General features: G+C 55.7%; 25 protein-coding genes and 2 tRNA genes. 18 read left to right on the top strand and 9 right to left on the bottom strand.

Annotated features, from left to right (window positions below; genetic code table 11):
* Positions 1-8 precede the first annotated feature (8 nt).
* Positions 9-695 carry a haloacid dehalogenase type II gene (locus tag RHM62_RS13285; protein WP_322122561.1) on the bottom strand — a complete coding sequence of 229 codons (687 nt, stop codon included), beginning with the start codon at positions 693-695 and terminating at the stop codon, positions 9-11.
* Between the two features lie 209 nt (positions 696-904).
* Here RHM62_RS13285 and RHM62_RS13280 point away from each other — a divergent pair, with 209 nt between their 5' ends.
* A complete protein-coding gene (locus RHM62_RS13280) occupies positions 905-1711 on the top strand; it encodes a hypothetical protein (protein ID WP_322122560.1) in 807 nt (268 codons plus the stop codon).
* A 136-nt stretch (positions 1712-1847) separates the two neighbouring features.
* A tRNA-Leu gene (locus tag RHM62_RS13275) sits at positions 1848-1937 on the top strand.
* A 157-nt stretch (positions 1938-2094) separates the two neighbouring features.
* On the opposite strand, the gene RHM62_RS13270 is transcribed toward RHM62_RS13275, so the two are convergent.
* The 4 genes from RHM62_RS13270 to RHM62_RS13255 all read right to left on the bottom strand — a co-directional run bounded on the left by RHM62_RS13270 (position 2095) and on the right by RHM62_RS13255 (position 3955).
* On the bottom strand, positions 2095-2337 hold the full coding sequence (locus RHM62_RS13270; RefSeq protein ID WP_322122559.1) for a hypothetical protein: 243 nt from the start codon (positions 2335-2337) through the stop codon (positions 2095-2097).
* Positions 2310-2399 (bottom strand) — tRNA-Ser (locus RHM62_RS13265). The genes RHM62_RS13270 and RHM62_RS13265 overlap by 28 nt, the downstream gene beginning before the upstream one ends.
* A gap of 162 nt (positions 2400-2561) precedes the next feature.
* Complete coding sequence (locus tag RHM62_RS13260; RefSeq protein ID WP_322122558.1) at positions 2562-3134, bottom strand: RNA polymerase sigma factor; 573 nt, start codon at positions 3132-3134, stop codon at positions 2562-2564.
* Positions 3135-3385: 251 nt separating this feature from the next.
* A complete protein-coding gene (locus tag RHM62_RS13255) occupies positions 3386-3955 on the bottom strand; it encodes an RNA polymerase sigma factor (protein ID WP_322122557.1) in 570 nt (189 codons plus the stop codon).
* 213 nt (positions 3956-4168) lie between these two features.
* On the opposite strand from RHM62_RS13255, the gene RHM62_RS13250 reads away from it, so the two are divergent.
* The 14 genes from RHM62_RS13250 (at position 4169) to sctU (ending at position 16339) form a co-directional block, all read left to right on the top strand.
* Positions 4169-5290 carry a hypothetical protein gene (locus RHM62_RS13250; protein ID WP_322122556.1) on the top strand — a complete coding sequence of 374 codons (1122 nt, stop codon included), beginning with the start codon at positions 4169-4171 and terminating at the stop codon, positions 5288-5290.
* Between the two features lie 21 nt (positions 5291-5311).
* Positions 5312-5674, top strand: a complete 363-nt coding sequence (locus tag RHM62_RS13245; protein ID WP_322122555.1) for a hypothetical protein — start codon at positions 5312-5314, stop codon at positions 5672-5674.
* Entirely contained in the window at positions 5671-6102 is a 432-nt protein-coding gene (locus tag RHM62_RS13240) for a hypothetical protein (RefSeq protein ID WP_322122554.1), read from the top strand. Before RHM62_RS13245 ends, RHM62_RS13240 begins: the two co-directional genes overlap by 4 nt.
* Positions 6099-6407: a hypothetical protein gene (locus RHM62_RS13235; protein WP_322122553.1), complete on the top strand. Its 309-nt coding sequence runs from the start codon at positions 6099-6101 to the stop codon at positions 6405-6407. The genes RHM62_RS13240 and RHM62_RS13235 overlap by 4 nt, the downstream gene beginning before the upstream one ends.
* Positions 6400-8496, top strand: a complete 2097-nt coding sequence (gene sctV, locus RHM62_RS13230) for a type III secretion system export apparatus subunit SctV (RefSeq protein ID WP_322122552.1) — start codon at positions 6400-6402, stop codon at positions 8494-8496. The genes RHM62_RS13235 and sctV overlap by 8 nt, the downstream gene beginning before the upstream one ends.
* Before the next feature lie 64 nt (positions 8497-8560).
* Positions 8561-9709, top strand: a complete 1149-nt coding sequence (locus tag RHM62_RS13225) for an FHA domain-containing protein (RefSeq protein WP_322122551.1) — start codon at positions 8561-8563, stop codon at positions 9707-9709.
* Positions 9706-11088, top strand: a complete 1383-nt coding sequence (locus RHM62_RS13220) for a FliI/YscN family ATPase (protein ID WP_322122550.1) — start codon at positions 9706-9708, stop codon at positions 11086-11088. The genes RHM62_RS13225 and RHM62_RS13220 overlap by 4 nt, the downstream gene beginning before the upstream one ends.
* Before the next feature lie 2 nt (positions 11089-11090).
* Positions 11091-11585, top strand: a complete 495-nt coding sequence (locus RHM62_RS13215; RefSeq protein ID WP_322122549.1) for a hypothetical protein — start codon at positions 11091-11093, stop codon at positions 11583-11585.
* Between the two features lie 3 nt (positions 11586-11588).
* Positions 11589-12152, top strand: coding sequence for a hypothetical protein (locus tag RHM62_RS13210; protein ID WP_322122548.1), 564 nt, complete (start codon positions 11589-11591; stop codon positions 12150-12152).
* 24 nt (positions 12153-12176) lie between these two features.
* The gene (locus RHM62_RS13205) at positions 12177-13463 is read left to right on the top strand and encodes a FliM/FliN family flagellar motor switch protein (RefSeq protein WP_322122547.1); all 1287 of its coding nucleotides are present in this window, start codon (positions 12177-12179) and stop codon (positions 13461-13463) included.
* 2 nt (positions 13464-13465) lie between these two features.
* Positions 13466-14119 (top strand): type III secretion system export apparatus subunit SctR, encoded by a 654-nt coding sequence (sctR, locus tag RHM62_RS13200; RefSeq protein WP_322122546.1) that lies wholly within the window; start codon positions 13466-13468, stop codon positions 14117-14119.
* Positions 14120-14162: 43 nt separating this feature from the next.
* A complete protein-coding gene (gene sctS / locus RHM62_RS13195) occupies positions 14163-14426 on the top strand; it encodes a type III secretion system export apparatus subunit SctS (RefSeq protein WP_322122545.1) in 264 nt (87 codons plus the stop codon).
* Positions 14427-14441: 15 nt separating this feature from the next.
* Positions 14442-15245: a type III secretion system export apparatus subunit SctT gene (gene sctT / locus RHM62_RS13190; protein WP_322122544.1), complete on the top strand. Its 804-nt coding sequence runs from the start codon at positions 14442-14444 to the stop codon at positions 15243-15245.
* On the top strand, positions 15242-16339 hold the full coding sequence (sctU, locus tag RHM62_RS13185; protein ID WP_322122543.1) for a type III secretion system export apparatus subunit SctU: 1098 nt from the start codon (positions 15242-15244) through the stop codon (positions 16337-16339). The genes sctT and sctU overlap by 4 nt, the downstream gene beginning before the upstream one ends.
* A 113-nt stretch (positions 16340-16452) precedes the next feature.
* On the opposite strand, the gene RHM62_RS13180 is transcribed toward sctU, so the two are convergent.
* Complete coding sequence (locus RHM62_RS13180; RefSeq protein ID WP_322122542.1) at positions 16453-21252, bottom strand: hypothetical protein; 4800 nt, start codon at positions 21250-21252, stop codon at positions 16453-16455.
* Positions 21253-21696: 444 nt separating this feature from the next.
* Between RHM62_RS13180 and folE the strand changes: the two genes are divergently transcribed.
* Positions 21697-22416, top strand: a complete 720-nt coding sequence (gene folE, locus RHM62_RS13175; protein ID WP_322122541.1) for a GTP cyclohydrolase I — start codon at positions 21697-21699, stop codon at positions 22414-22416.
* Between the two features lie 13 nt (positions 22417-22429).
* Positions 22430-22855, top strand: coding sequence for a BLUF domain-containing protein (locus RHM62_RS13170; protein ID WP_322122540.1), 426 nt, complete (start codon positions 22430-22432; stop codon positions 22853-22855).
* A 75-nt stretch (positions 22856-22930) separates the two neighbouring features.
* Here the strand turns inward: RHM62_RS13170 and RHM62_RS13165 are convergent, their stop codons facing one another.
* Genes RHM62_RS13165 through RHM62_RS13155 form a run of 3 tightly spaced genes read right to left on the bottom strand, consistent with a single transcriptional unit; the run spans position 22931 to position 24959 of the window.
* Positions 22931-23089, bottom strand: a complete 159-nt coding sequence (locus RHM62_RS13165; RefSeq protein ID WP_322122539.1) for a hypothetical protein — start codon at positions 23087-23089, stop codon at positions 22931-22933.
* Between the two features lie 19 nt (positions 23090-23108).
* Entirely contained in the window at positions 23109-24095 is a 987-nt protein-coding gene (locus RHM62_RS13160) for a 2-dehydropantoate 2-reductase (protein ID WP_322122538.1), read from the bottom strand.
* 39 nt (positions 24096-24134) lie between these two features.
* Positions 24135-24959: a DUF429 domain-containing protein gene (locus RHM62_RS13155; RefSeq protein WP_322122537.1), complete on the bottom strand. Its 825-nt coding sequence runs from the start codon at positions 24957-24959 to the stop codon at positions 24135-24137.
* Positions 24960-25033: the final 74 nt, after the last annotated feature.

Here is a 25033-nt window from a genome sequence, read left to right as displayed (position 1 = left end):
GTCCGGCATTAATCCTTGTCGGATTGTTGCGCCACAAAGGCGAGCAAGTCAGTCAGTGATTGGCCTTGTCCGTGTGGCGTTACACCCAGTTCTTCCAGCGGCGCTCCCTGTCGATTGACCCAGAAACTGGCGTAGCCAAACCAGGTGGCACCGCAGACATCCCAACAATTTCCGGAAACAAACAGGATGTCTTTGGCTGGCAGGCCGAACAGGTCGGTGCCTAGCTGGTACACCTCTGGCGCCGTCTTGAATTTTTGCACGCTATCGGCAGACAGCAAGTGCGGCAATAGTGACTGCATGCCGGCTGATTTGATGACGCCATCCAGCATCTGGGTGTTGGCATTCGACAGGACCGCCAGCTTGTAGCCTTGCTGCTGCAAGGACTCCAGCACAGTGCGATTCTCGGGAAACAGCGGCAACTTGGCATATTGGCCCATCAGGCTTTGCTGCGCCGTGACGTCCAGGTCCAGTTTCATTTTCTTGCAGCAAAAGATCAGCGCGTCCTGGGTCACTTCCCAGAAGGGCTTGTACATCGCACACATGGACCGCAGGCGGGTGTACTCGATCTGCTTGTCACGCCACATCGCAGCGAGTGCATCGCCCTTGCCAGGGAAAAGTCGCTCCGCTTCGGTGCTCATTGAATACACATCGAACAGGGTGCCGTAGGCATCGAACACGATTGCTTTGATAGTCATGGAGCCCGCCTTTTGATTCGAAATAGGGGCTTCAGTATAAGCAAACAAAAACAGCGCATAGGCGTCGATTAGTCATTTTATCTGTGTGTTTTAGTCATAGATTGAATGTGACTAAGGTGACTGCCTAGCGAAGTTTGTCATGTATCCGGTCAGATCACCCCAATGAATGAGCATCGTCAATTCACTCCGGAAAACATCAAGGAAAAATAATGAGTCCTCATGTGGTCGCGATTTTTATCAGACTGCGTTGGTTGCGCTGTTGGTGCAGCCCGATTTTTTGTCATCAAGGAGTCCGGATGCGAATTTGTCTATGTTCAGTTGTTTTTGCAGGATGTTTTTTCAGCACGATGTCATTGGCCCACACTCCGGATCGCGCTGACGGTGCTATCAGCGTGCAATTAGGTTCGACAGGCTTATCGGCACACGCAGTTGGGGCGGTCAACCCGCAAATGAATGTACGGGCCGGAATCAATTACTTGAGTAATTACGATTTCTCGACTTCGACCCGCTACATTAACTGGGACCTCCGGCTAAAAATGCGGACATTCGATTTGTTGCTTGACTGGTTTCCGGGTAATTCCGGTTTTCGTTTTACGACGGGGCTGGTCTTGAACCGCAATGCCATCGAGGCGCGCGGCACGTATGCGGGAAGTGAGGCTATCGTGATTCAGGGGCTGTCTTTTAATTCTTTTTCTTATCAGGGAGTGAATTACAACTTGAACCAGTTGGGAAAACTGAAAGGGAAAATCGATTTTCAGCCGATCTCTCCCTACTTGGGAATTGGCTGGGGCACCTCGCTCAACGATGGCAAAGGGTGGGGCTTTTCAACCGATCTCGGTGTTTTGTTTCAGGGGGCTCCGGTATCGCGTTTGAGCATGGAGAATTGCACCTTACCGGGTCGCACCTGTGAAGTTGTCTCTAGTTTGATGGCGGTAGAAAATGAACGGCTAAATGATAATCTCAGGCGTTTCCGGGCTTATCCGGTTTTGCGTGCAGGATTTAATTATCGGTTTTGATGATGTCTTTACCGTGACAAAATCACGAATGGATCACGTTTCAGGCACTTAGCGACAAAATGATTGTGATACCATTCGGCACCGTTTCACAGGCAGACCCCCGTCAAAAATCTTTGATGGCTCACCGCCCAACGTTGCCCGAGTGACGAAACAGGTAGACGTAAGAGACTTAAAATCTCTCGGTTCCGCAAGGGCCGTGCCGGTTCGATTCCGGCCTCGGGCACCAAGTACTCCGCAGTAACTCCCTTTTAACCCCTTTGCATAGGGGAATCCTAAAGAATCTAACTGGTTCATCGCTGCTAATAGCTACTCTTGCTGCAATCCTTTGCCGAAATTTACCAAAGAGTTTGGCAAAATGGCTGTTCCACAAAAAGATGGATCGGTTAGCTCAGCATAAACGCAATCATCGCGACATCTTCTTCCAGCACCAGCAACAGCGTCACGCTCCATATCAGTAGATTTGCTTGCAGACGATCAAGAAATTGATGTGTCGAATACCGCATTAAAGAATGGTTCCTACAGCGGATTGCTGTGCTGATATTTTGAGCAATAAAAAAACCCGCATACCAATAAGTTATGCGGGCTTTTAGAATTTGATTGGCGGAGGCGGTGAGATTCGAACTCACGAAGGGCTCACACCCTCGCCAGTTTTCAAGACTGGTGCCTTCAACCGCTCGGCCACACCTCCAACTGCAGCCGCATTATGCCATTTGATCTTCTCCGGGACCAATTGTAATTGCATGTCCGACGATAATTTTTGCCATGCATGGACATTTCGTCACCCATTCCTATTTGTATGCACCGGCTCTTGGTGTTGTGTGCCGCACTTCGACAAATAAATTGTGTGCAATTAGTTAATGATCAATCGAATTTGTTCCCTGACGCGCGATACCCGGGATCGCACCGTACCGATTGGTATATGCATTTTCTCAGCGGCGACAGCGTAACTGGATTCGTGTTCGAGAACGGATTCGAATGTTTCTCTGATGCGATCAGGAAGTGCGGACAACATTTGTTCGACGCGGTCGGCAAGTTGCTGATTTTCGATCAGGTCAGCCGGATCACCCGACATGTCGACCATATCGTCGATCATGCTTTCGTCAGCGTGTTTGGTAATGGCGGCATAGTTGCGGCGGACATGGTTGCGCGCAAGATTTAGGGCGATGCCGAATAGCCAGGTTGATGGTTTTGAGGCACCGGTGAAGCGGTCGGCGCATCGTACGCTTTCAACAAAAGTATTTTGTACAACGTCTTTTGCATCTTCGATGTTTCGTACATAGCGCTGTACGAAGCGAACCAGGTGGGAGTAGTGCTGTTTGAATAATTGGTCAATGTCCTCAACGGTGAGGCATTGGAAGGGTTTCTTGGTTTCAGTTTCAGATTGTTCAATTGCGGGCAGTTGTTGCTCCAGTAATGTAATCATCGCCATCTCCCGAATTACGTGCCGGCAAAGGACACGGATAAGAGATCTGTTGCAACTGCTGTGCCAATAATTGTTTTTTTGCTAAGTGACTATAAAGAAAGGATATTTTGTCTAAATAACATTTATTGTCAAAGAAACACTCTAAAAATAGCGGCCGTTGTATTTGAAAATTTCATCTGTTGTGCCGACTTGTTTGTTAGGGAGTCTTTTCAGCGCCGTCTTGGGTGACATTTGTATCGATGCAATGTTAGTCAGTCGACGATTGCATGAATATGTTGCCTTATCCGTGAGATCCGAGAGCGGACCGTCCCTATCGGAATTCGCATTTTTTCAGCTGCCTCGGCATAGTTGGCTTCGTGTTCCAGCACCAGTTCAAATGTTTCGCGTAGGCGCTGCGGCATTTTCGACAGCATTTTTTCGACACTATTGGCCAGCTGCTGATTTTGAGCCAAGTCAGCAGGATCCGCCGACATGTCCACCATGTCATAGAGAAGACTTTCATCTGCGTTCCTGAGCGATTTCACATAGTGCTGACGCGCGTGATTTCTTGCCAGGTTCAGTGCGATGCCGAATAACCACGTGGATGGTTGCGAGCTGCCGTTGTAGCGATTAGCGCAACGTATCGCCTCAATGTATGTTGCCTGTACGACATCCTTGGCGTCGTCGATGTTCCGCACGTAGCGTTGCGTAAAACGAATGAGGCTAACGTGATGTTTTTTGAATAACTGGTCAATGTGGATGCCGGGTATTGGAGGCGATACGTCCGGCTCGATGGTGTCGTTTGAGAGCGTGTTTTCTTGGTCTTTTATAAATACGTTCATCACTATTTCCCGAAGTGTTCAATCGATGAATTACTTCGAACATCCATAGCAACAGCCATGCCAAATATTGCTTTCAGTCAAGTGCTTGTAAGGACTGCGATTTTTTTGGAAGACATCAATAGAAAATAGAAACCGTCCAAAACACAAAAATATTTACTTGAAGAAACTCAAATTACCAGGGAACCCCTGTAGGAGAAGGCACCACTTAGAAACATGGTAGCCATCACTCAATTGCAGCCAGTACGCCAGCCGGCAGTTAGTGCCGAGGTCAATGTTGTTCAGCCGGTTCGTAGTACCCGCGCTACCGAAGAAATGACCGATATCGCGGCGTTTCAACAGTTGGCCATGGCAACGCATATGGCGCGCCATCAGGCTGGTGGCGGTCATCGCACCTTAGCTCAACGGTTGGCTGCGAGCCGCGAGCGCAAGGGCTTCGGCGCGGATGTCCCCGGAACTGAGCCGGATGAGAAGGAAGTTCGTTCCTTCACGGATGTGGATGGTGATTCGTCGAAAGACCGTTTACCGGCGACACGGACAGAGTTCGAGCATGCGGAAATGGAGCGATTGCGGCGACATTTGAGCCGGAGCGGTCGTGGTCCTTCATCTGAAGAAGACCTGGCAGAGTTAAAAAAGAAACACGCAGAATCGATTAACGGGGGGCTTGATGTTGCCGAGTTGCTGCGCGAATCACCCGGTGATAGCCGGCGCCAGCTTAGTGAAGAGACGGCACTGATCACGGGCTTTAAATTTGGCAGCAAAGGCAAGGCAATCGATCCCATCACGCTGCTTGACAATCTGGAACAGCAGTTCGGGAAAGATCGTGTCGATGTCGCTTTGCTCGATGTTAAAAAAGCAGTTGGTGCCGAAGCGCGCAAGCGTCCCGGCGATGGACCCGGGCCACAAAGCTGGCGCAGTTTTTCACTTGCTGCTGCTTATCACGCATTGATTTCGAGTCGTGCGATCGGGTCGGATATGCGCGGCAAGATATCCGGCCTCGGCATCCAGCCAAAGGCATCCGTGAATGAAACAAGCCGATTGATGCTGAAGGCACCCTTGTTGGATGATCGCACTGCAGAGCCGTTCGTCGCCAAGCTGTTCGACATGGAAAATGTGAGTCCAAGCAAGAGGCCCGCGGTTTACCGCATCGTGCGTACTGCGGTGAGCACGCTACCCACGACGATGTGGCCGCTCGAATCACTTTCGCAACGACAGCTTGCTCTGAGCAAGCTCGATACATTGTCCTTCCACGCACCGTCGCAAGAACACGGCGGATCAAGTCTGCAGTTACGTACTGAAAGCCGCGAACGCGCCCGCATTGCCAATCTGATCAAGTAAATCGACCCCAAGGAGGAAGTGATGACGTCCGTGTCGGCCACCGAACTCGAAAAGATCGCCTTTTCTCTTATCTCCAGTGCGCTCAGTTCCCATGCCGTCGCCCGATTGGCATTGGACAGCGGCTTGGCCGTATTTGCTTATCCGGAGGTTGAATTTGTACTTGTTGGTATCGGCTATCCGCGGGACAGCTTACGTCCGGGGATGATCGAAAATATACTCAAACGCCGCTACCAAATGCCCGCGCGTTTTGCACAATGGCTACCTGCACAGTTTGCTGATGGCAGCTTTTTTATCCTTCTGCGGGTACCAAACAGTGCGAAAAATATTGCAAATGTCCCCTCGGAAGCCGCATTGGAAGACGCAATTGCGTTGCTCTCATCATGAGTATTTCCCGCACAAGTGGATCAGGAGGTGCATCCCAGCCTGCGTTGGATAGTGGTGAAATTTTTACCCCTGGACCGCCACTTTCCTTGCCGAATTTATCGGCGTCTCAGTTAATAGAAGTCGAACGAAAAGTATCCATCAACCTCGCCGGTCGTTGGGCCGGGAGGGGTGTCGAAGTCTTGACGACGCTACTGGGATTGCCGCTGACGGCGGGCAGCGTTGCCTGGAGTGGTGATCCGGTACCTAAAATGCGCGCGCTGCAAAAAAAGTTTCTTGAGCATGGAATGGCGTGTGAAGGAGCGCAGCGGGAGCGAGCGCTGGCAGCCATTTCGGTCGTTGAAAAAAACATTCATTTGCGCCTGCGGCTGCATCAGCTGCATATGTCTGATTTGCAGCTGGCCAGTGACAGGGAGGTATCAACATCATGATGTTCCGAAAAAAACGCGTGTCTTTTCCGTCTGAAATCGCATTGGCAATCGGATTGATCTGGGGGCATCTTAATGCGCGCCAGATGGAGGATGCCTATCAGCTGGCATGTGGTTGTGCGGCGCTATGGCCGGACGATTCACGTTTTGCATTGATGGCATCGTATGCCGCCGTGGAGTTGGCTGCGCCACTGGAGGACTTCATGCTGGATGCCTTGAAAAATACCGGGAGCACGCCCTGGACGAAGCTGATCTGGCGTCGCGCCTTCTGTCCTGGAAATCCTGCTGCAGGTGTCGACCATGAATAATCTCGTCCTCGTCCTGAATGATTTTGCGGCGAAGGCCGCGAAACGCGCCGAGCTATTCGCTGCGGCGTTGATCATCGCCATCGTATTCATGCTCGTATTGCCAATGCCGATCTGGCTCCTCGACATCCTGATCGCTGTCAATTTATGTGTGGCCGGGCTGATGGTGGTGGTGTCGATGTACATGGCAGGACCAACGGCATTTTCGACTTTTCCTGCTGTCTTGTTGTTGACCACCTTGTTCCGGTTGGCGCTGGAAGTCGCTACCACACGGCAGATTCTGCTGGAAGGAAACGCCGGACATATTGTCGAGACGTTCGGCAATTTTGTCGTTGGCGGCAATCTTGTCGTGGGTCTGGTCGTCTTCCTGATCTTGACTGTAGTGCAGTTCATTGTGATTACGAAAGGTTCGGAACGGGTTTCTGAAGTGGCGGCGCGCTTCACACTGGATGCCATGCCCGGCAAGCAAATGTCGATTGATAGCGATTTGCGCGCCGGCTTCCTCACCGCCGACGATGCGCGGCGAAAACGTGCCGAACTGGCCAAGGAAAGCCAGCTGCACGGCGCAATGGATGGCGCGATGAAATTCGTCAAGGGCGATGCCATCGCGGGTATTTTTATCGTGATGGTGAACTTGATCGGTGGAATTTCAATTGGTATCTTCCAGCGCGGCATGACGGTTGGCGATGCCAGCAAGTTGTATTCGATCCTCAGTATTGGCGATGCGTTGATTGCACAGATCCCTGCGCTGCTGATTTCGCTGACCGCAGGCATGATCACCACACGCGTGTCTGACGATAATCGCGAGCACGACGGTGGAGGCAAGAGCAACATCGGACAAGATATCGTGTCGGAGATGTTTGCCGAGCCCAAGGCCATGGTGACGGCGAGTGTCATCATGGTCCTGTTTGGCATGATTCCGGGAATGCCGACGATGATTTTTCTGGGGCTGGCGGCCTTGCTTTGCTCCGGCGGGGCACTTGCGCTACTCAAGCCTCGTGCCGAGGCAGCCAAGAAACGCGCCGCGGAAATGAATCGTGTGGTGGGCAAGCCGAAAGTGGTGGATCTGACCACCTTCGAATCAACCAAGCCCTTCATCGTGCGCATGCACAAGGGCATGGAGGGCAAGCCGGAAGCCGAAGCCATTACCGATGCCATCCGCATCATGCGCAATACCGTCATGGGCTCGCGCGGGATTCCCGATATGCATACGATTGATTTCGAATACCGCGACAGCATGCCCGAAGGCCGCATTCATTTTCTGATGGCCGAAGTGCCTCTTGTGGATGTTGAAATCCGCCAGGGCTGGGGTGCGACCATAGAAACACTGGACCGCCTGACCGAGCTCGGCTTCGAGGCGCGTGATGATGGCGTGGCCGGTACGCGCCGGCATCGCACCTGGGTAAAAGTCCCCGATGATGATTCGCTGCAGACGGCGGGTGTGGTCTATCAGAGCTGGGAAACCGTATTGGCCTCCGATATCGAAGTCGAGATGATGCGCAACTGCCAGATGTTCATGGGAGTTCACGAAGTACAACGGTTCATGCGTTTTGCTGATCGACGTTTTCCTGAGCTGGGCAAAGAACTGGCGCGCACCGTGACGTTGCCGCGCCTGACCGAAGTAATGCAACGTCTCGCACGCGAAGGCGTATCGCTGCGCAATGCGCGCTTGATCCTCGAAACCGTACTGGATTGGTCCAGCAAGGAACGCGATCCGGATATCCTGGCGGATTACGTGCGGCTCGCGCTGAAGCGGCAGCTCTGCTTTGAAGTCGCCCAGAACGGTTTGATCGAAGTCATCCTGATGTCGCCCGAAATAGAGGACTTGTTACGGGGGGCGATCCGGCAGACCAGTCAGGGTAGCTACCTCGAACTCGAAGTCGAGACCGAGCAAGCCATTCTGGACCGGCTGGGTGAATTGATCGGCACAGGTGGCTCGGCAGCCATGCCGCCGGTCCTGGTGACCGCCGCCGATATCCGGCGTTCGGTGCGCAAGCTGATCGAAGAAGAGTTCTTTTCGGTGCCGGTATTTTCGTTTTCGGAGCTGACGCAGCACGCGCGTGTCCAGCCATTGGGAATGATCGAGTTATGAAAGGAACCAACAGTATTGCGACAGCACTTATGAACAACCAAACACTATTGATGAGAGCAAGATCATGGACAGTGAACTTCGCATTCTGAATGGTTTGCACCGTGGTGCTGCGCTGCCGCTGGACGATGCGACGCTCTTGCTTGGCGCGCATGAAGATGCCGATGTCGTGATTGTTGACCCGGGTATCTTTGCGCACCACGCCAGTCTGCAGGAGCGTGACGGTGGCTGGTTGCTGACTGCTGATACAGGGCAGATTTTTAGTGCCGACAGTCTGGTGCCGCAGGCGCTTCTAGATCTGTGGACAGGGTCTTTTTTCCGGCTTGGTGAGACCTGGATGGTGATTTCGGCAAGTGATGCGGCGTGGCAGCCCTTGCCACCGATGCCGCAAGCCGGCCCAAATACCTATCCTGACTCTGACTCTGACTCTGACTCTGACTCTGACTCCGACGCCGATGCCGAAGTAACCCCTGAATACATGGCGGAAGATCTTTTCGACGCTAGTACAGAGGCAAGCAGTGCCCTCGATGACGAGGACCTTGCCGCAATACCGGCAGCCGATCCCGATGCTGTGCCGATCGTTATCGGGGCCGAAACAGCTGCGCCAGTCAGTACCGTGGTCTCAAGGCGCTGGCGCAAGTGGATGGTTGCTCCTGCCGGACTGGTGATGCTGCTGACTCTTGTTGCCGGTTATGCGTATTCGACCAAGCCTTCGTTGCCGGCTTTGCGTTCGCTACAGATCAGCACCACTATTGCGAACAACACCGACCGTCGGCCGCCAGCCGGTAGCCTCGAAAATCCTGCTCAAATCTCGCCCGTCAGTGTCAAGTTGTCGCCGGAAGGGCTCGCTGCGGCTTTTCGCAAGCGCATGAAAGATGCCGACCTGTTTGCCCAGTTCGACATGGATCTCAATGAGTCAGGATGGTCGATGCGTGCACATCTGGACGATGCGGAAAGTGCCCGTTTCGAGCGCATCCTGAAAGCCTTCGTGGTCGAGCACAAAATCATTTTTCCAATTAATGCCAAGGTCGGTAGCGCCGAATCGATGTTGCCTTTCAAAATACGCCAGGTCGTCAGCGGCACCAATGCCGGTATCGTCACCGGCGACGGCGATCGGTTTTACATTGGCGATGAATTCCTCGGTGTCCGGTTGGTAGCCGTGAGCGATAACCGCCTGACTTTCATGGGCAAGCGCAAGATCGAGGTGATCTGGTGACGGCCGGCCCCGACAGTGCCGAACTGGCAGAGATGGACCGTGCCATTGTCAGTCTGTCTGCCGATAGTGCCAGGTGGTTGGCGGACTTACCCGCCAAGCCGGGATTCACCAGTTGCGGAAAAGTTGCGCGCGTACTCGGCACCGTCATCGAAGCACACATGCCGCCGGTCCAGATAGGCGAATTATGCAGTCTGTCAAATCCTGGATCGGCCGTCGAATTGCTGGCCGAGGTGGTCGGTTTCAATAATCATGCGGCACTGTTGTCGGCCTTGAGTCCTCTCGAAGGCGTCTCGAATCGCACCCGGATCACGCCACTGCGCTGTAGCCATTCGATAGAAGTCGGTGAGCATTTGCTGGGATGCGTGCTCGATGGCTTCGGCCGCATGCAGTTTCGTACAGCGATCATGCCACCCGAACAACCGGGCTGGCGCGTGACGGTGCCAGTGATACGCGATGCGCCCAAGGCGACCGACCGGCCACGCATTACGACGGTCCTGCCAACCGGCGTACGCGCCATCGATGGCATGCTGACAATGGGGAGAGGCCAGCGTATCGGCGTATTCGCCGGTCCCGGTTGCGGCAAGACGACGTTGATGGCATCGATTGCGCGCGGCTGTGCTGCCGACGTCATCATCTTTGGCCTGATCGGCGAACGGGGTCGCGAGCTCAATGAATTCCTGCAGCATGAACTCGACGATGAACTGGTGCGCAAGACCATCATCGTGTGTGCGACTTCGGACAAGACATCAATGGAGCGTTCGCGCGCAGCGTTCAGTGCCACAGCGATTGCCGAGGCATTCCGTGCGCGCGGCAAGAACGTCCTGCTGCTGATCGATTCACTGACCCGCTTCGCCCGTGCCCAGCGCGAGATCGGACTGGCTGCCGGGGAACCACCGGCCCGCGGCGGGTTCACGCCGTCGGTCTACACGATGCTTCCGCGACTTATCGAGCGCGCCGGTAGTACAACGGAAGGCTCCATCACGGCGATGTACACGGTCCTGGTCGACGGCGAGACCACCTCGGATCCGATCGGCGACGAGGCGCGTTCACTGCTTGATGGACATATCGTCCTGACCAAAAAGCTGGCCGAACAAGGCCACTATCCGGCCATCGATGTACTGGCCAGTATTAGTCGCGTAATGGGCAACGTCGCCACCAGCGGACAGCGCAAGTCGGCCTCCCGCTTTCGGGAACTGATGGCCCGGTACGATGAAATGGAATTGTTGATCCGGCTTGGCGAGTACAAGCCCGGCGGCGATCCGGTCGCGGATGTGGCAGTGCGTCTGCGACCCGAACAGTTGAAATTCCTGCGGCAGGATACCCGCCATCTGACTCCGTTCGATCAGATGCTGAAGCAACTTGACGTGTTGGCCGAGTAGGCATGGACGACGCCGCCGGTTTGTTCGAGCTGACCGGATTGCGGCGTGAGCCGGTTGATCTTCTGGAGCCAAAGCGACAGGATAAAAATCTGCCCAAGCTCATCGGTATGCACAAACGCCGCTTGGAACGGATGGAGTGGGAGTGCCTGCAGGCGCGTGATGCCTGGCGCGAGTTGCGGGTGGAAGTGAGGACCGTCAAGCAGGAATGGCGCGACGCCCAACAGCATGCCCGCGATTTCTGGGCGGATGCGCGCGCCGAATTTTTTCGGATGGAAATTTCCAGTGGAAAATTTCGCACTGCCAAAGGGGCGTACGAGCGCAAGAAGCTCGAAGCCGAGCAAGTCCACATCCGCGCACGGGAAGCGGCGCAGTGGGCACGGCAAGCCGGGCAAGCGTATTTCCTGCTCAAGCAACAAGTACGTGCCGGCCATTTGCGCAGCGAAAAGCTTGATATTTTGCAAAAAATACTGCACGAAAAAAATAATCCACCGGAGTAATCGATGAGCACGGACAGTATTCAGCGCAAGCCGGCAACCGCACCGGTGCCCAAGCCGGCAGCGGCCCCGACGTCGACCCAGGAGAATGCGGCCTTTGCTGCACGCATGAAAAAAACCAATGCGGAGCAGGGTAAAAATGTTCGCTCCGGCCGCCGTGATGACGAGAGGCTGAACATCGGTGCGTCGTGCAGCGGTAGCGATCAGGTCACGATGGCACAAGGCCTCACTGTGGTGACCGCTGCCGCGCAGCGACAGCACGACGGACAAGACCGACAAACCGATAGCGGCTGGGATGCAGTCGGCCTATCGGAAGGAATCGACGAATTCGATGCGGATACCTTGGCCGGGCAACTGGCCCCACTCTCAGTAAATGACGGCCTGTTTGAAGTATTACTGCCCAACGGGAAAAAGCTGTCGGTTGCCATGACCACAACAGCGAACAGGTTGCGCATTTTGCTGACCTGCGAGGCGGACGATTTGAGCGCGCAATTAAAGCGAAGAAAAAAGGAACTGGAGCAAGGTATTGCACGACGAACAGGAAAGGACGTTGTTCTGTCTGTCCTGTAACCCCGCTGCCTGAAAGACATTCCCATGCCTCCAAGCGAACTTGCAGCGACACCAGTAGCCGATCCGGCACCAGTTCAACCAATACCAGTACCAAAACCCAAATCCCGACGAAAACCGCGTGCCAGTGCTGCCGTTATCGATGTCGCGCCGGTGGAAACCCCGGCAGACCCGCTGGTGCTTCAAACAAAACCGCGCAAGCGTGCCGTCCGCAAGCAGCAGGTCGCGCTGGCATCAGACATCTCCGTGCCGGTCCAGCCCATCTTTCCCGCTAACGATATCGACGTGCCATCGATAGTTCACGTTGTTGACAGTCCTGCAGTTGCCCGCATCAGCCTCACACAAGCAGTCCTGAGTCGAGTGCTCGGAGCCGGACGTTATGCCCCGTTGCCACAGCTCGGCCCCGATGGACGGCTTGTCTTGCAATCGACCGACCTGGCCGTGACGGATGCGGATCCTTACCGTGCATTGGTGTTGCATGGTCCGGCTGGCGAGATCGAGTTTGGTGATGGCGTACGACTATTGATGGCGCTCACTGGCATTGACCTTGGTGAAAGCGCAGTCGATATCCCTGAATCGCAATGGCTCACGGCATCAGTGCTGGGCCGCCTCGCCGGCACACCGTTGCAAGGCATTACTTCGCTGAGCCGGGGTTGTCTTGCACCCGGTCCCGACAACATTACGTTGTGCCTGAACCTGCGCGGCGGCTTGCATGCCTTTTCCATCATGGCAAAGGCAAGTGCCTCTGTCTGGCTGGACTTCCTGTCACGCACCGGCTGGCAGCACAGCGGAAGGGTGATTGAACATCAGCTTGATTTGCCGCTGACATTTCAGTGGCGTATCGGCAGTCATACGCTGGACCGATCCGTCATCGCTGGCCTGGTCGCTGGCGATATCGTCCTGCCGGATACCTGCTGGTTTGACTGCAGCGGAACGGGCCGGGTGCGTATCGGTAGCTGGCAATTATCCGTCGTGTACACCGCACCGGCGGGCATGACTTTACTCAGTCTGGAGACCCGCATGGATTCCCTTGGCACCATCGTTGATACCGACTCCCTTGTCGTCAGCCCGACGCTTGCTGGCACTCACGATGCGGGTGGGCTCGATACCTTGCCCTTGCAATTGCATTTCGATATGGGGTGTTGCCACACCACCTTGGGTGGCTTGCGCACATTGGTGGCGGGTAGCGTGTTGCCCATCGAAGGTGGCTCGCCGGCGGCAATCGGCATCACTGCCGGTGGCTGCACTCTGGGCCGGGGGGAACTGGTCGAAGTCAATGGAAAGCTGGCGATTCGCATCATTCACTGGAGCTGAGCATGGGTGCCGGCAAGTTTGATATCGTCTCATTTTCCATCCTGCTGGCGATGCTGGCATTGGTGCCGCTGATCGTCGTCACGACCACGTCTTTTCTGAAAATTGCATTGGTGATGCTGGTCACCCGCAACGCGCTGGGCGTGCAACAGGTGCCGCCGACGCTGGCGATCTATGGCATCGCGTTGGCACTGACCTTGTTCGTCATGTCGCCCACGGTGCAGGAAATCGGCAATCACGTGGCGGCGATGGAGGCGGAACAAACTACGACCAAGCGTGGGATAGCCGATGCCCAGATCGCTTTCGAGCCGCTACGCACGTTCATGCTGAAACACTGCAAGCCCGAGCAGCGGGAAATTTTCCTTGCCAGCGCAAAAAAACTCTGGCCCAAGGAATTTGCCGCCGAAGCCAAGTCGACGGATGTGCTGGTACTGGTGCCGGCCTTCGTCGTGTCAGAGCTCCAGACGGGCTACGAAGTCGCGTTCCTCATTTACATCCCGTTCGTTGTCATTGATTTGCTGGTGTCGAATTTGCTGATGGCATTAGGCATGCAGCAGGTCAGTCCGCAAACCATCACGGTGCCATTGAAGCTGCTGCTGTTCGTGATGGTGGATGGCTGGGGCAAGCTGTTAAATGCGCTCGCGATGTCTTACGCGTAAGTGCGTTCCCGCCAGTCCTGTTAGTCACCGAGGAGTCTCCAGCATGGCCGATACGATTAATTTCTTTCAGCAGGGTTTATGGATGATCATCGTGCTGTCGGCACCGCCGCTGCTGGTGGCAGTGTTGTGCGGCACCGCCATCTCGCTCATTCAAGCGGTGACGCAAATCCAGGACCAGACGCTGCCTTACGTCGTCAAGTTGATGGGCGTATCAATCACGCTGACCTTGATGGGGCGCTGGATCGGTAGTGAACTCATCCAAATGATCAATGCGGCATTCGTGTTGATACCGGTTGCCGGTCGATAGCCGCGTGCATTCCTGATGGAGGCATCACTGCTCATTGATTTGCAAAACACCATGGTCGCAATGGCTCTGGTGATGCCCCGTTCCTTTGTTGTACTGGCGATTCTTCCGGGTTTCGGTACCCGCACGCTGGTCGGCATTGCCCGCAATTCAATTGCACTGGCGATCGCCTTACCCGCCTGGTTGCCAACCTATTATTTTGTCAAGACAGGTCAGGTCGATTACATGTTGGCGGTGATGCTGGGGTTTAAGGAGGCAGGGATTGGCCTGATGCTCGGGGTGTTGATGGCGCTACCCATCTGGGCTTTGCAATCGCTCGGTTCCATCCTCGATACTCAGCGTGCATCGACTCAGGTGATGTCCGACAATGCGTCGTTTGATGCCGATGCCAGCGCGCTCGGGGCGATGCTGGTGCAGGCTGTCGTGCTGGTCATGATCCAGGCCGGACTGATGACGGCACTGGTGCGGATCATGATCGAAAGCTATGGCTTGTGGCCGGCGTTCAGTCTGATGCCGCCGTTCGAACTCGGTCAAATGGATGTCGTCCTGAAACGCTTTGGCGAATTTTTCTGGCACCTTGCCGTCTATGGCGGGCCGGTGCTTATTCCCCTTGTGCTGGTCGATTTTACGATTGCGGTAATCGGTATTTTTGCATCCAACCTGCAAGTGTCGGCAATCTCGTCACCGATCAAAAGCCTGCTCGGACTGTTCATTTTGCTGGTGTACTGGCCGACGCTGGCACATTACATTTCGTATGATTTTGCGCGTGTACTCGACTTGCTCCCGTTGCTGTTGCAAGCAGCGCCCGCGGGGAATAAATGAGCGAAAAAACCGAACAACCCACCGATAAAAAACTCGAAGATGCGCGTGAGAAAGGCCAGGTGCCGGTCAGTCGTGACATGGCGCGACTGGCTACTTTTTTTGTGATCGGCTTGCTCTCCTTTGTCACTGAAAAGCTCTGGCACGCGAGTATCGATAGCCTGTTCGAACTGGCTTTCCTGCGTATCGGTGCGCCATTCCTGCCGGCCATGCTGGAAATGGTCACGGCTGCCGGCAAGCTATTGCTGGTGATCTTCGGTGCCATTGCGATCACCGGCACGGTCGTTGCCATCATGGCATTCTGGGGGCAGTTTGGCATCTTGCTGTCGGCTAAGGCGCTTGAGCCGAAACTGGATAAGCTCAATCCGGTACAGGGCATGATGCAATTATTTTCCAAGAGGAAGCTCGTTGAACTGGTGGTCTCGATAGCCAAGGCCATCTTGATTGGTTACGTGCTGTATCTGGTTATCCTCGACCAGTTGCCGACCATCCTGAAGCTGTCGGGTGGTACGCCCCACGATGTGTATTACGGTTTTGTCGAGATGCTATTCTCGATTTTCAAGATCGCGGTAGGGATCTGCTTCGCTTTCTCCCTGGTGGATCTGGTTAGCCAGCGCCATTTTCATACCAAGTCGCTGATGATGAGCATGGATGAAATCAAGCGTGAATATAAAGAGTCCGAAGGAGACCCGCTGGTCAAAGGGACGCGCAAGCAGCTGGCGCAGGAATGGGCCAATGAAGAGCCGGCCTCGCGCACCCAGGATGCGAATGCGGTGGTGGTCAACCCGACGCATTTTGCCGTGGCACTGTTTTACGATTTTGATGCGCCGTCAGTACCGATGGTGTTAGCCAAGGGCAAGGATGAAACCGCCCAGGCGATGATTGCGCGCGCGCATCAATACAATATTCCCGTAATCCGTCATGTCTGGCTGGCCCGAACCTTGTACGCGACGGCAAAGCCCGACCATCCGATTCCGAAAGCGAGCTACGAGTCGGTTGCGCACGTTTATGCGGTGATTCAGGAAATGCGGGATAGCGGCGACTTCAAGCCGCTGACGGAACTCGAGAAATACGGCGATGCGCCCGGCGATGAATGACCGGGCTGAAGCAATCGCGTATCGGCCTCGACACTGACGCGGCGATACCCGAGCACCGTCAAACCGGCACCTCGCACAACTATCTTCATACCAGAGAGATTGCCCGATTCAGTTCAGATCACGTCGAGCAGGTTGGTCGTCACTACGTTGCTGACCGCACGCATGCTTACGCCGGCTTGAAAGGGACGAATGACCTGTTCGGCGACGGTTTCACGACACACGAGATTGGTTTCTTCCCAGGCGACCTTTTCCATCAGACGTAGTTGGCAATAGGTCTGAATCTTTTTGCTATTTTCGATATCCCCATTGAGCGCCATCATCGTTGACGTTGCCAGCAAGCGGTTGATTTCGGCTGCAATAACGGGTTTGAGCTCAAGGTTGCCGTAAAAAGTCTGAGTCGTCGCGACCCGGTTGCGCGCCCGGAAAATGAAATGACTGATGCGTCTATGTTCTTCTTCGATGGCCTTTCGCTGCCGCTCCGGGCCGCCATGATATTCGTCCGGATAAAATTTTCGGGCGCGTACGGCGCACCAGACATCCAGGTTGTTGACAATGTCATCGATGAATCCATTTAGATTGCGATGTGTTTCAATGGCGAACGATTTGGGATCGATCTGCCCATCCTGGAAAACCAATGTGTGTTTGATCGCACTCCCGATTTTCCACACATCGGTATTAACCTCACCGAGTATCGTTGCCGGCGGTGAAAACGTTGATCTGGTCAACGGGACTGGAGCCATCGGAATGCCGCTGACAAGGCGCGCGTTCAGATTGATTTTGTGGCCGGTTTCCCGGGTGGTTCTCTCGACTCTTACCCTGCCTTGGGCTTCCTGGTAGGTTTCCCGATGAACGATGCGGTCTGCGGTTACTGCAGCGGTCGGGCCAATCGCTGCAGGACCGATAAAGGCGGCGGCAGCGGCTTCCGTATTGGCTTGCATGTGCCTGGTATTTCCCAGCGATTTTCCGACAAGATTGACCGAAAGATCGCTGAATTGCTGCAGCAGATTTTTCAGAGGTGAGGCACCATCGCTGCCGGGTGCATTGACACTGACCTCGTTCGTTGCGTCTCGTAACAGCAGGCGACGGATCACTTCGGCGAACCTCGACCGCATGGCCGGCTCATCCTCGACGCCATTGTGACCGCGCGGCAGGCGCAGCACTACCCCGGAAAAATGTTCGTTTTCCCGTCCGATCTCGGCATCCATACCAACCCCTAAACGTAGCCGGACAAGGTTCAGGAAGTTGGCCTTCACCCCTGAAAAGAATCCGATACCTGCAGCCTTGCTGTTGATGGCTTGGCTTCCGGCACGCAGTTCCACGCCACTGTTGGATAACTTGATTTCCAATGCCGCATGGCGCAAACGACGCATCCGAAAATTTATCCTGCCTCGCATTGTCCAGGCGGTCAATATGCCCAAGACGGTTGCGCTCATGCCCTTGGTCCCGAAGCCTAACGTACCGCCATTGGTCAAGGTAATACCCGCGCCCAGTTCAAGTTCGTCACGAACCAGGTTGGCAAGATTGTTGGCCAGGTTCTCGCGCGTTATCGGTCCCACCTGACATTCCGTGGTCGCGCCCTTTACCCGCGCGATTGATACCGCGTAGCGATCCTGTTGCTCCTTGGTCGGCGCTCCGCCGATGGTAATTGCCTCGCTCATCCACTGGTCCAGCAGTTCGGGCAGGTAGGGCTTGTTTTCCGTTTCCAGCATTTGTTTCAAGGCAACCGGGTTCGCTGTCACGGCAGGGTTTGCCGCAAGCGAGGCTGCTATGGCCTCCAATTGTTCCTGATCAAAATGATCTCCTTCCAGTAACGTCGGAAAGCGTTTGGTTTTCCATTTCCGGAGGAAGGCGAGACGGACCATCGTGCGTAATGCGGTCTCCTGGCTGGGGTCAGATGGCGCAGGGCGATCAAGAATTGCTTCGACGATATCGGATGCATGACGCATGTGACGCCGGTCCAGCGTTGCCCCCTGCGTCGTGTTTTTGAAGGATCCATCCGTTTTGTTGAACGCATTGAATGGCGACTTGTAGCGCAACGGATTGATCCGTTGGGTAACGCGCTGCCAGCGCGTCGTTGCTTTGCTGGTGGCGAGGTCGACCCATTTACCGGCAATTTTTCGTATCAGGCGATCTTCGATGCAAGAGAAGGGGGAGCCGGCGACATCGCTGGTCATGCCATTGCGGACTACCCCGATGGCCCAATCATGCCGGTGGGTGTCCGGGGCGATAGGCTGCAGGGGATCGTTGTCAGTGAATTGTTCGCTATGTCGCAGATGCGCCGGAATGGCATTGAGGGCCTTGACTAGTACGCTATTTTGACCCGGCTGCAATTGACTGATGCTGCGTTCGGCATACGCGAGCAGTGCTGCCGGAACCGGTGACGGCTTGCTGGCCAGGTCGGTGCTCTTCAATTCGGCATCAAGTGCGGCACCCGCGGTGAGGAATAGTTTGAGCATCAGTGTTTCCTGCTCGATGACGGATGCACTGCGCGAACGCGCTACCGGCCGGGTCAGTGTCGTGAGCAGCGCCATGCCTGACGGCGTTTCTGCCAGCATTTGTGCGGTACGCCAGGCCAGCGCATGGTCGCTCTCGGTGAAGGCACCATCGTCTGGTGCAACAAACGATTCTCCGAGCGAGGCGCGTGACGGGGGAGTGCGATGTGCAGCCGGTCTGCGCAGACTATCTGTCAGGTCGATATTGCGCAGGCAGGCGAGGGCGCGCGCGGCATGGCGCCGGGCCGGCATTGCTTCGGCACCAGTGTGCACACACGCTGCCGAGAGCGCGCGCGCGAGCAAGGCCATTTCCTGCGGAACTTGAGGCGAGGCTTGCTTGTCGGCGTGTGGCCGAAGCTGTTGTTCGACATGCTGCAGTTGCTGCATCAGTTGCGCGTGCTCTGTGGCAGAGGCATCGCCTGGAAATAAACCCGGGTTCCTGATCAGCTGCAGCAAATAGTCTTTGCGGAGCATGCCGGAGATCGGGTGATCTGCTGGCAAGAGGATTGACGTGTTGAACTGATCGAGGTCGACGGGTCCCTTCAACGGAGGCAGGCCGGCCGGATTGTCGGATGGCCAGCCATCTTCCGGCTTGATGACTTTGCGCGCATTGATTGCAGCCGGAGTTTTTTGCCGGCTCAGCATGAAGGGTAATCCGAGCGCGGTACTAAAGCTGGATCGACCAAATCCCCTCGCCTTCATCCGCTGCCAAAACGTCGACTTTGTTCCTGACTGCGGGATCGTTAGTTCGGTGTACCCGCCCTGCGCCAGCATTTTTCTGGCGACGAACAGGTCTTCATGCATTTGTCGGCGCGCTGTGCGGGTCCGCTTCATCAGGCTGTTCACGTAGGCGAGGCGAACGGGATGTCTCAGTACCGAACTGGCGAGCTGGTGACCTGACGATATCAACCGGTTCCAGAGCGCACCAGGCCGACTATTCGTACCTACCCATGTTCTGCTGCGATCGATCCTGGCGTGATATCCCCTAGTCCTCGATAGATCGATGGCGTCGCGAACTTCGTCTCCTGTCGCGTCGAATAATGGCACTTCCTTTGGCACCTGGTGATGGTCGAGTAGTTGCCGGATGCTCAGCTTGTTGAGGTCTGTTCTGACAAGAACGCGATTGGCAGGCGCGGAATCGAACAGGCGGATTAGGCTTCCTGTGTTGACCGAAACGCCGGCATAGGACTCGATGCGTTCGGGGCGAGCCGACGCGGTTGCCAGTGGTCCGGCGTAGCGCCAGCGGCTGCGTATATGGTCGTCGCGCACAGTGGCCGTGGCATGGCGCTGTTGCTGGAGATTGCCATTCAATAACCGGATTACGTCCTGATCCGCAATTGCAGCCAGTTTGTCGGCCGCCGTGGCGACGGCCGCATCCAGGTGTTGTTGGCGGTCCGAGCTCAATGTTGGCGATTGGCGTTCCGTGACTTCCAGCCCTTGCATCGCAAGAGTCAAATTACCTAAATCCAGCAGCAGGTTTTCGATTTTCCGCTGTAGGGAAGACAGGCTCTCGCCAGGGTTGGCGGACGAAAAATTGCATGCCTGTCTTGCTTGTTGAGCGACGTCGATAGCGCGTGCCAGTTTTCCGGCAAGCAGGGCCTGGGCGTTGACAAGGCGTGTGCTTGTTGGCGAGAGCACGCGGTCGCGTCGAACAGGTGGTTGAAGCGTTTTGGATAGCTGATGTTGTAGTTGTCGTCGTGCGGCATGCGCTGCATTAGCACCGATGGCCGTCGCGTCGTGAAGGGCCCGCTTGTATTCGCCAATCATGATGGCGATATGCCGCCGAGTCGTTGCTTGCTGCACGACCAGACTCTCCGATTTGATCGCTCCCAGCACACCGGCACGGAATTTTTGGCGCGCATCGCCAACCATGCCTGTTCGTTCGACGCCTGCGTTCCGAGCTGCGTGCTTGAACGACTGTTCAACACGGAGCAGGGATTGCGCTTTGCCTGCTGCTTCACGCAGGTGCTGCCAATCCTGACGGCTGACGGGTGGCATCATCCTGGCCTCGGCGATCGCAGTGCGCAGTGCACCGGCTGCCGCCCTGCTGCCGGACATCTCTCTCGTCGACAACAGGAGACCGAGCATCGTCGGTGGCCGCGTCGCACAGGAGAGTGCTTTCAGGTCACGTTGCAGGCGACGAGCATCCGCTGTTGCGGAACGCAAACCGGATTGATCTTCGGTGACACTGGGCGAACCGGACTGGTTCGCCGGCGTGCCGACCGCCTTCAGGTAGGCCGTAATGGCGGCTTCTTCCAGCGCGGAGCGGGTGGTCAGTTCCGGAAAATTCCGCTTGCGCCCCGGTACTCTGTCCTTTGGCGGCGTGGTGTGAAAACCTCGGATTTCTTCGACCAGTGCGATGCTGGTTGCCAGTGCAACCAGATCGACGGGCGCGTTATGGCGACTTATTAGTTCGGTCATCAGGTCCGCGCTGATGTGCCTCGCGGCGAATGGCCATGCCTCGGAGTGATGCCGCGAACGGGAGGTGAGTGGTCGGTCGATCGCGCCGGCAGAACTTGATATTCGCAGGTCAGTCGCTAGCAGCGGTTGAGACAGACCTTCCTGTCGGGCCAGCGGAATCGCGGGTGTTCTGGCGCGGTGAGCGGTAGACCGAGGAGACATCGTCAACACTCTACAAAGAATTGCTGGACTCCCGCTGTATCTGGGCCGAGCACACAGGACATTAGACGCTAGCCGGCTCCACCGGCTGACGTTAAGTGCGCCAAAGTCCGGTGATAGTTCCATGTCATGAAACCGAAGTCGCGTTAGGCGCGCGTTTCGCCCAATTCGGATACCATGTGCCGACTCCGGCACCGGGCGCAATCGCTTCCGGGCCGGGTTTCCCTTTTTTTCATTCCGCTAATAATGAACCCAAAGACCCCCCCTAAAGAAACGGACGGCAGCGTCGCGATCCCTGTGTCGCAGTCCATTCGTCAGCGCATCCTCGCCAGCAAGACCCGCTTCCACGCCAACGACAATATCGCTGAATTTATCAAGCCGGGTGAGCTCGACGCGTTACTGGAAGAAGTTCAGGGCAAGATGCATAGCGTCTTGCAGAGCCTGGTCATCGATACCGACAGCGATCACAATACGCAGGATACCGGTCGCCGTGTGGCGAAGATGTTCATCCATGAAGTGTTTCGAGGTCGTTATGTGTCCATGCCGGCGCTGACCGAATTTCCGAACGCCGCGCATCTCAATGAGCTGATGATCATCGGTCCGATCACGGTGCGCAGCGCCTGCTCGCATCATTTGTGTCCGATCATCGGACGTATCTGGATCGGTGTGATGCCCAACGAGCATTCGAACCTGATCGGCTTGTCCAAGTACGCCCGGATAGCCGACTGGATCATGAGCCGGCCGCAGATTCAGGAAGAAGCCGTCGTGCAACTTGCCGACATCTTGCAAGACAAGATTCAGCCGGACGGATTGGCCATCGTGATGGAAGCCGATCACTTTTGCATGCACTGGCGTGGCGTGAAGGATATGGATTCCAAAATGATCAACAGCGTCATGCGCGGATCATTCCTGAAGGATCCGAACTTGCGCCGTGAATTCCTGTCGCTCCGTAACGTCAAAAAATAATCGAGGAATCGTTATGTTAGTCCGCTTATTGTATGCAAGCCGCTCGGTCGACAAGAACTCGACCGAACTGGTCAATTCCATCATGGCGCAGTCGCGTCTGAACAATCCGTCACAAGGTCTGACCGGCATTCTGTGCTTCAGTGGAGATATCTTTATCCAGGTACTCGAGGGCAGTCGTACCGCTGTCAATGCCTTATATGGCCACATCCTCAAAGACCCGCGCCACACGGGTGTCCAGATCCTGCACTTCGAAGAAATCACCGAACGTCGTTTTGCCGGTTGGACGATGGGACAGGTCAATCTGGCGAAGCTCAATACCTCGGTCTTGCTGAAGTATTCCGAGTTGCCTGAACTTAATCCTTTTGCGGTGTCGGGTCTGGTTTCAATGGCATTGCTCGACGAGCTGATTGCTACTGCCTCCATCGTCGGTCGTGCCTGAGTGAAATTTTTTAGCGGCAATGTTGGTTGGCGTACAGCGCAGTACTTCGGGATGACAGATCATTAACGTAGTTGATCACCCTCTCCCGGAGAATAATTTCATGAAGCCATCGGCGAAAACCCGCTCGGTCGTGTCGTTCATAGCAACGGCGACGCTTGTTTTGCTCTGTTTTGCAGCAGGTACCGCGTTGATCACGAACTGGATCATGGATGGAGAAGGTTTGCCGGTGGACATCTCGTACCCGGCCGAGTAGTTACTGCGGATAGAGTGCGTGGCTCCTGGCGTACAAACGCACCAATCCCAGCAAAGCATCGATGGTCGGGGTCGGGACATCGACTTTCAGGCCGATTTCCCGGACCGCACCAACCAGTGCATCGATTTCGAGCGCTCGTCCGGCTTCAGCATCCTGCAGCATCGATGTCTTGAACGCGCCTAGCTGGCGTGTCAGCCGCATTCTTTCTTCTCCGCTTTGTGCAATGTGGCAGCCGATCTGATTCCCGATGGCAGCGGCCTCGGCCATCGCTTTTAAACAAAAATCTCTAACCAGCGGATCATCAAGCACTTTGTCGGCGCTTGCGCCAGTCATCGCTGAAAGCGGGTTCATCGTCATATTGCCCCACAATTTGTACCAGATATCGCGTCGGATATCGGCACTGGCTTCGGCATCGAAACCGGCTGCTGCGAGCAAACTGACCAGAGCCGACAAGCGTGCCGGTTGGCCCGCGATAGCTTCGCCGAGGATCAGCCGGTTGCCAAACCCGGGACGGATCAAGCCGGGCTCCGGTGAACTGCTCGACAGATGCACGACGCAGCCGATCAGTTGATGTGCGGGCATCGCTTGTGCGAGGACACCGTCGGGATCCAGCGATTGCAGGCGCAGGCCTGAGAACGGGCGTTCCGGCTGTTCAAAGAACCACCACGGCACGCCGTTCATTGCGGTAACGATGCAGGTCTCAGGCCCTAAAAGGGGAGCAATCCGGGTCGCAACGTCGGCAAGCGTCGTCGACTTTACGGCGACGATCACGACATCCTGAACCCCGATCCGGGAAGGCGTGTCGTCCACCGAGATATTGAGATGGCGGATACCGGTGCTGTCCTCGATACGCAGTCCGTGTTGACGGATCGCGGCCAACGTCCGCCCACGGGCAACAAGGCTGAGCTGATGGCCATCTTCTTGTTGCGCCAGTCGCGCAGCAATGAGTCCTCCGACTGCACCTGCACCATAAATTGCTATTTTCACTTCGGATTCCCTTCAGTTCGTTTTTCTGTTTGTTTCCGGTCAGGCACCCACGATCCAGCCCTCGAGCGGATCAAAGTCCGGCAAGCCGAAACGGGTATCGCGACGCTGCCAGGCCCAGGCGGCCAGCACACCGCACAAGGCGGCATCGAGCAGATCGCCGCTGGCGTCTTCGAGTAACGCGGCACGATGCGGTCCTGCCTCCAGCCGGACCGCAAAGCGATGATCGCCGCGTTCAAGATGATCAAGAATCATCGCACGTGCGGCATGACGCTCGGGTGTTTGCTTTGCGCGGTCATCATTCTTGTACGAAGCGCGGGTAATTGAACGTGCCAGCATGCCCGGGTAGCCTTCAAGCGCAATGCGCTGCGGATCACCGGCATCGATTCCTGGTAGCGTCACACCGGCAGCGCGCAACAGCGGTACCCCGGCGTGCAGCATGTAGGCCACCGGCGGGTTGACCCATTTCATCGAAGATGACGATCCGGCGGGAATATCCGTTGCGCGATGGGCAAATTTTCCGCCCACGGGACGGGCATCGCAGAATGCCTTGAACGTATGACGCATCTCAGATCGGGACAGTGATGCCAGATGCGTCATCAATGCGGGCCACGTGACAGGCCAATGCAGGTGTTCTACCAGTTCACGCGGCAATGAGAACGGAAAATCGAAGGCACCCAGCCATGGTCCGGGTTGCCGCAGCCACTGCGCGAAGCTGGTGAAGTCGGGGAGCGCTTGCAGGGCATCGAGGTGCCAGGTCCCGGCAGTCAGATATCCGGAGGCGATGGTGATGGTTTTGCGACGCGTGGGTGCAGAGGTGAAGTCAATGCCATGCAGTAGCCAGCTTGATTCCGGATCGATAGGCATTGTGTGCAATTAAATGAAAGTGCAGCTATTTTAACGGGCAATAAAAAAGGCACCCGAAGGTGCCTTTCAATAAG

The sequence above is a fragment of the Actimicrobium sp. CCC2.4 genome (assembly GCF_034347385.1).
Classification (GTDB): domain Bacteria; phylum Pseudomonadota; class Gammaproteobacteria; order Burkholderiales; family Burkholderiaceae_D; genus Actimicrobium.
This window is presented reverse-complemented; position numbering and strand designations above follow the sequence as displayed.

Excerpts from the sequence above, each read along its gene's own strand:
- RHM62_RS13285 (WP_322122561.1), bottom strand. The coding sequence starts at position 695 with ATGACTATCAAAGCAATCGTGTTCGATGCCTACGGCACCCTGTTCGAT.
- RHM62_RS13280 (WP_322122560.1), top strand. The coding sequence starts at position 905 with ATGAGTCCTCATGTGGTCGCGATTTTTATCAGACTGCGTTGGTTGCGC.
- RHM62_RS13260 (WP_322122558.1), bottom strand. The coding sequence starts at position 3,134 with ATGATTACATTACTGGAGCAACAACTGCCCGCAATTGAACAATCTGAA.
- RHM62_RS13255 (WP_322122557.1), bottom strand. The coding sequence starts at position 3,955 with ATGAACGTATTTATAAAAGACCAAGAAAACACGCTCTCAAACGACACC.
- RHM62_RS13250 (WP_322122556.1), top strand. The coding sequence starts at position 4,169 with ATGGTAGCCATCACTCAATTGCAGCCAGTACGCCAGCCGGCAGTTAGT.
- RHM62_RS13245 (WP_322122555.1), top strand. The coding sequence starts at position 5,312 with ATGACGTCCGTGTCGGCCACCGAACTCGAAAAGATCGCCTTTTCTCTT.
- RHM62_RS13240 (WP_322122554.1), top strand. The coding sequence starts at position 5,671 with ATGAGTATTTCCCGCACAAGTGGATCAGGAGGTGCATCCCAGCCTGCG.
- RHM62_RS13235 (WP_322122553.1), top strand. The coding sequence starts at position 6,099 with ATGATGTTCCGAAAAAAACGCGTGTCTTTTCCGTCTGAAATCGCATTG.
- sctV (WP_322122552.1), top strand. The coding sequence starts at position 6,400 with ATGAATAATCTCGTCCTCGTCCTGAATGATTTTGCGGCGAAGGCCGCG.
- RHM62_RS13225 (WP_322122551.1), top strand. The coding sequence starts at position 8,561 with ATGGACAGTGAACTTCGCATTCTGAATGGTTTGCACCGTGGTGCTGCG.
- RHM62_RS13215 (WP_322122549.1), top strand. The coding sequence starts at position 11,091 with ATGGACGACGCCGCCGGTTTGTTCGAGCTGACCGGATTGCGGCGTGAG.
- RHM62_RS13210 (WP_322122548.1), top strand. The coding sequence starts at position 11,589 with ATGAGCACGGACAGTATTCAGCGCAAGCCGGCAACCGCACCGGTGCCC.
- RHM62_RS13205 (WP_322122547.1), top strand. The coding sequence starts at position 12,177 with ATGCCTCCAAGCGAACTTGCAGCGACACCAGTAGCCGATCCGGCACCA.
- sctR (WP_322122546.1), top strand. The coding sequence starts at position 13,466 with ATGGGTGCCGGCAAGTTTGATATCGTCTCATTTTCCATCCTGCTGGCG.
- sctS (WP_322122545.1), top strand. The coding sequence starts at position 14,163 with ATGGCCGATACGATTAATTTCTTTCAGCAGGGTTTATGGATGATCATC.
- sctT (WP_322122544.1), top strand. The coding sequence starts at position 14,442 with ATGGAGGCATCACTGCTCATTGATTTGCAAAACACCATGGTCGCAATG.
- sctU (WP_322122543.1), top strand. The coding sequence starts at position 15,242 with ATGAGCGAAAAAACCGAACAACCCACCGATAAAAAACTCGAAGATGCG.
- RHM62_RS13180 (WP_322122542.1), bottom strand. The coding sequence starts at position 21,252 with ATGACCGAACTAATAAGTCGCCATAACGCGCCCGTCGATCTGGTTGCA.
- folE (WP_322122541.1), top strand. The coding sequence starts at position 21,697 with ATGAACCCAAAGACCCCCCCTAAAGAAACGGACGGCAGCGTCGCGATC.
- RHM62_RS13170 (WP_322122540.1), top strand. The coding sequence starts at position 22,430 with ATGTTAGTCCGCTTATTGTATGCAAGCCGCTCGGTCGACAAGAACTCG.
- RHM62_RS13165 (WP_322122539.1), bottom strand. The coding sequence starts at position 23,089 with ATGTCCACCGGCAAACCTTCTCCATCCATGATCCAGTTCGTGATCAAC.
- RHM62_RS13155 (WP_322122537.1), bottom strand. The coding sequence starts at position 24,959 with ATGCCTATCGATCCGGAATCAAGCTGGCTACTGCATGGCATTGACTTC.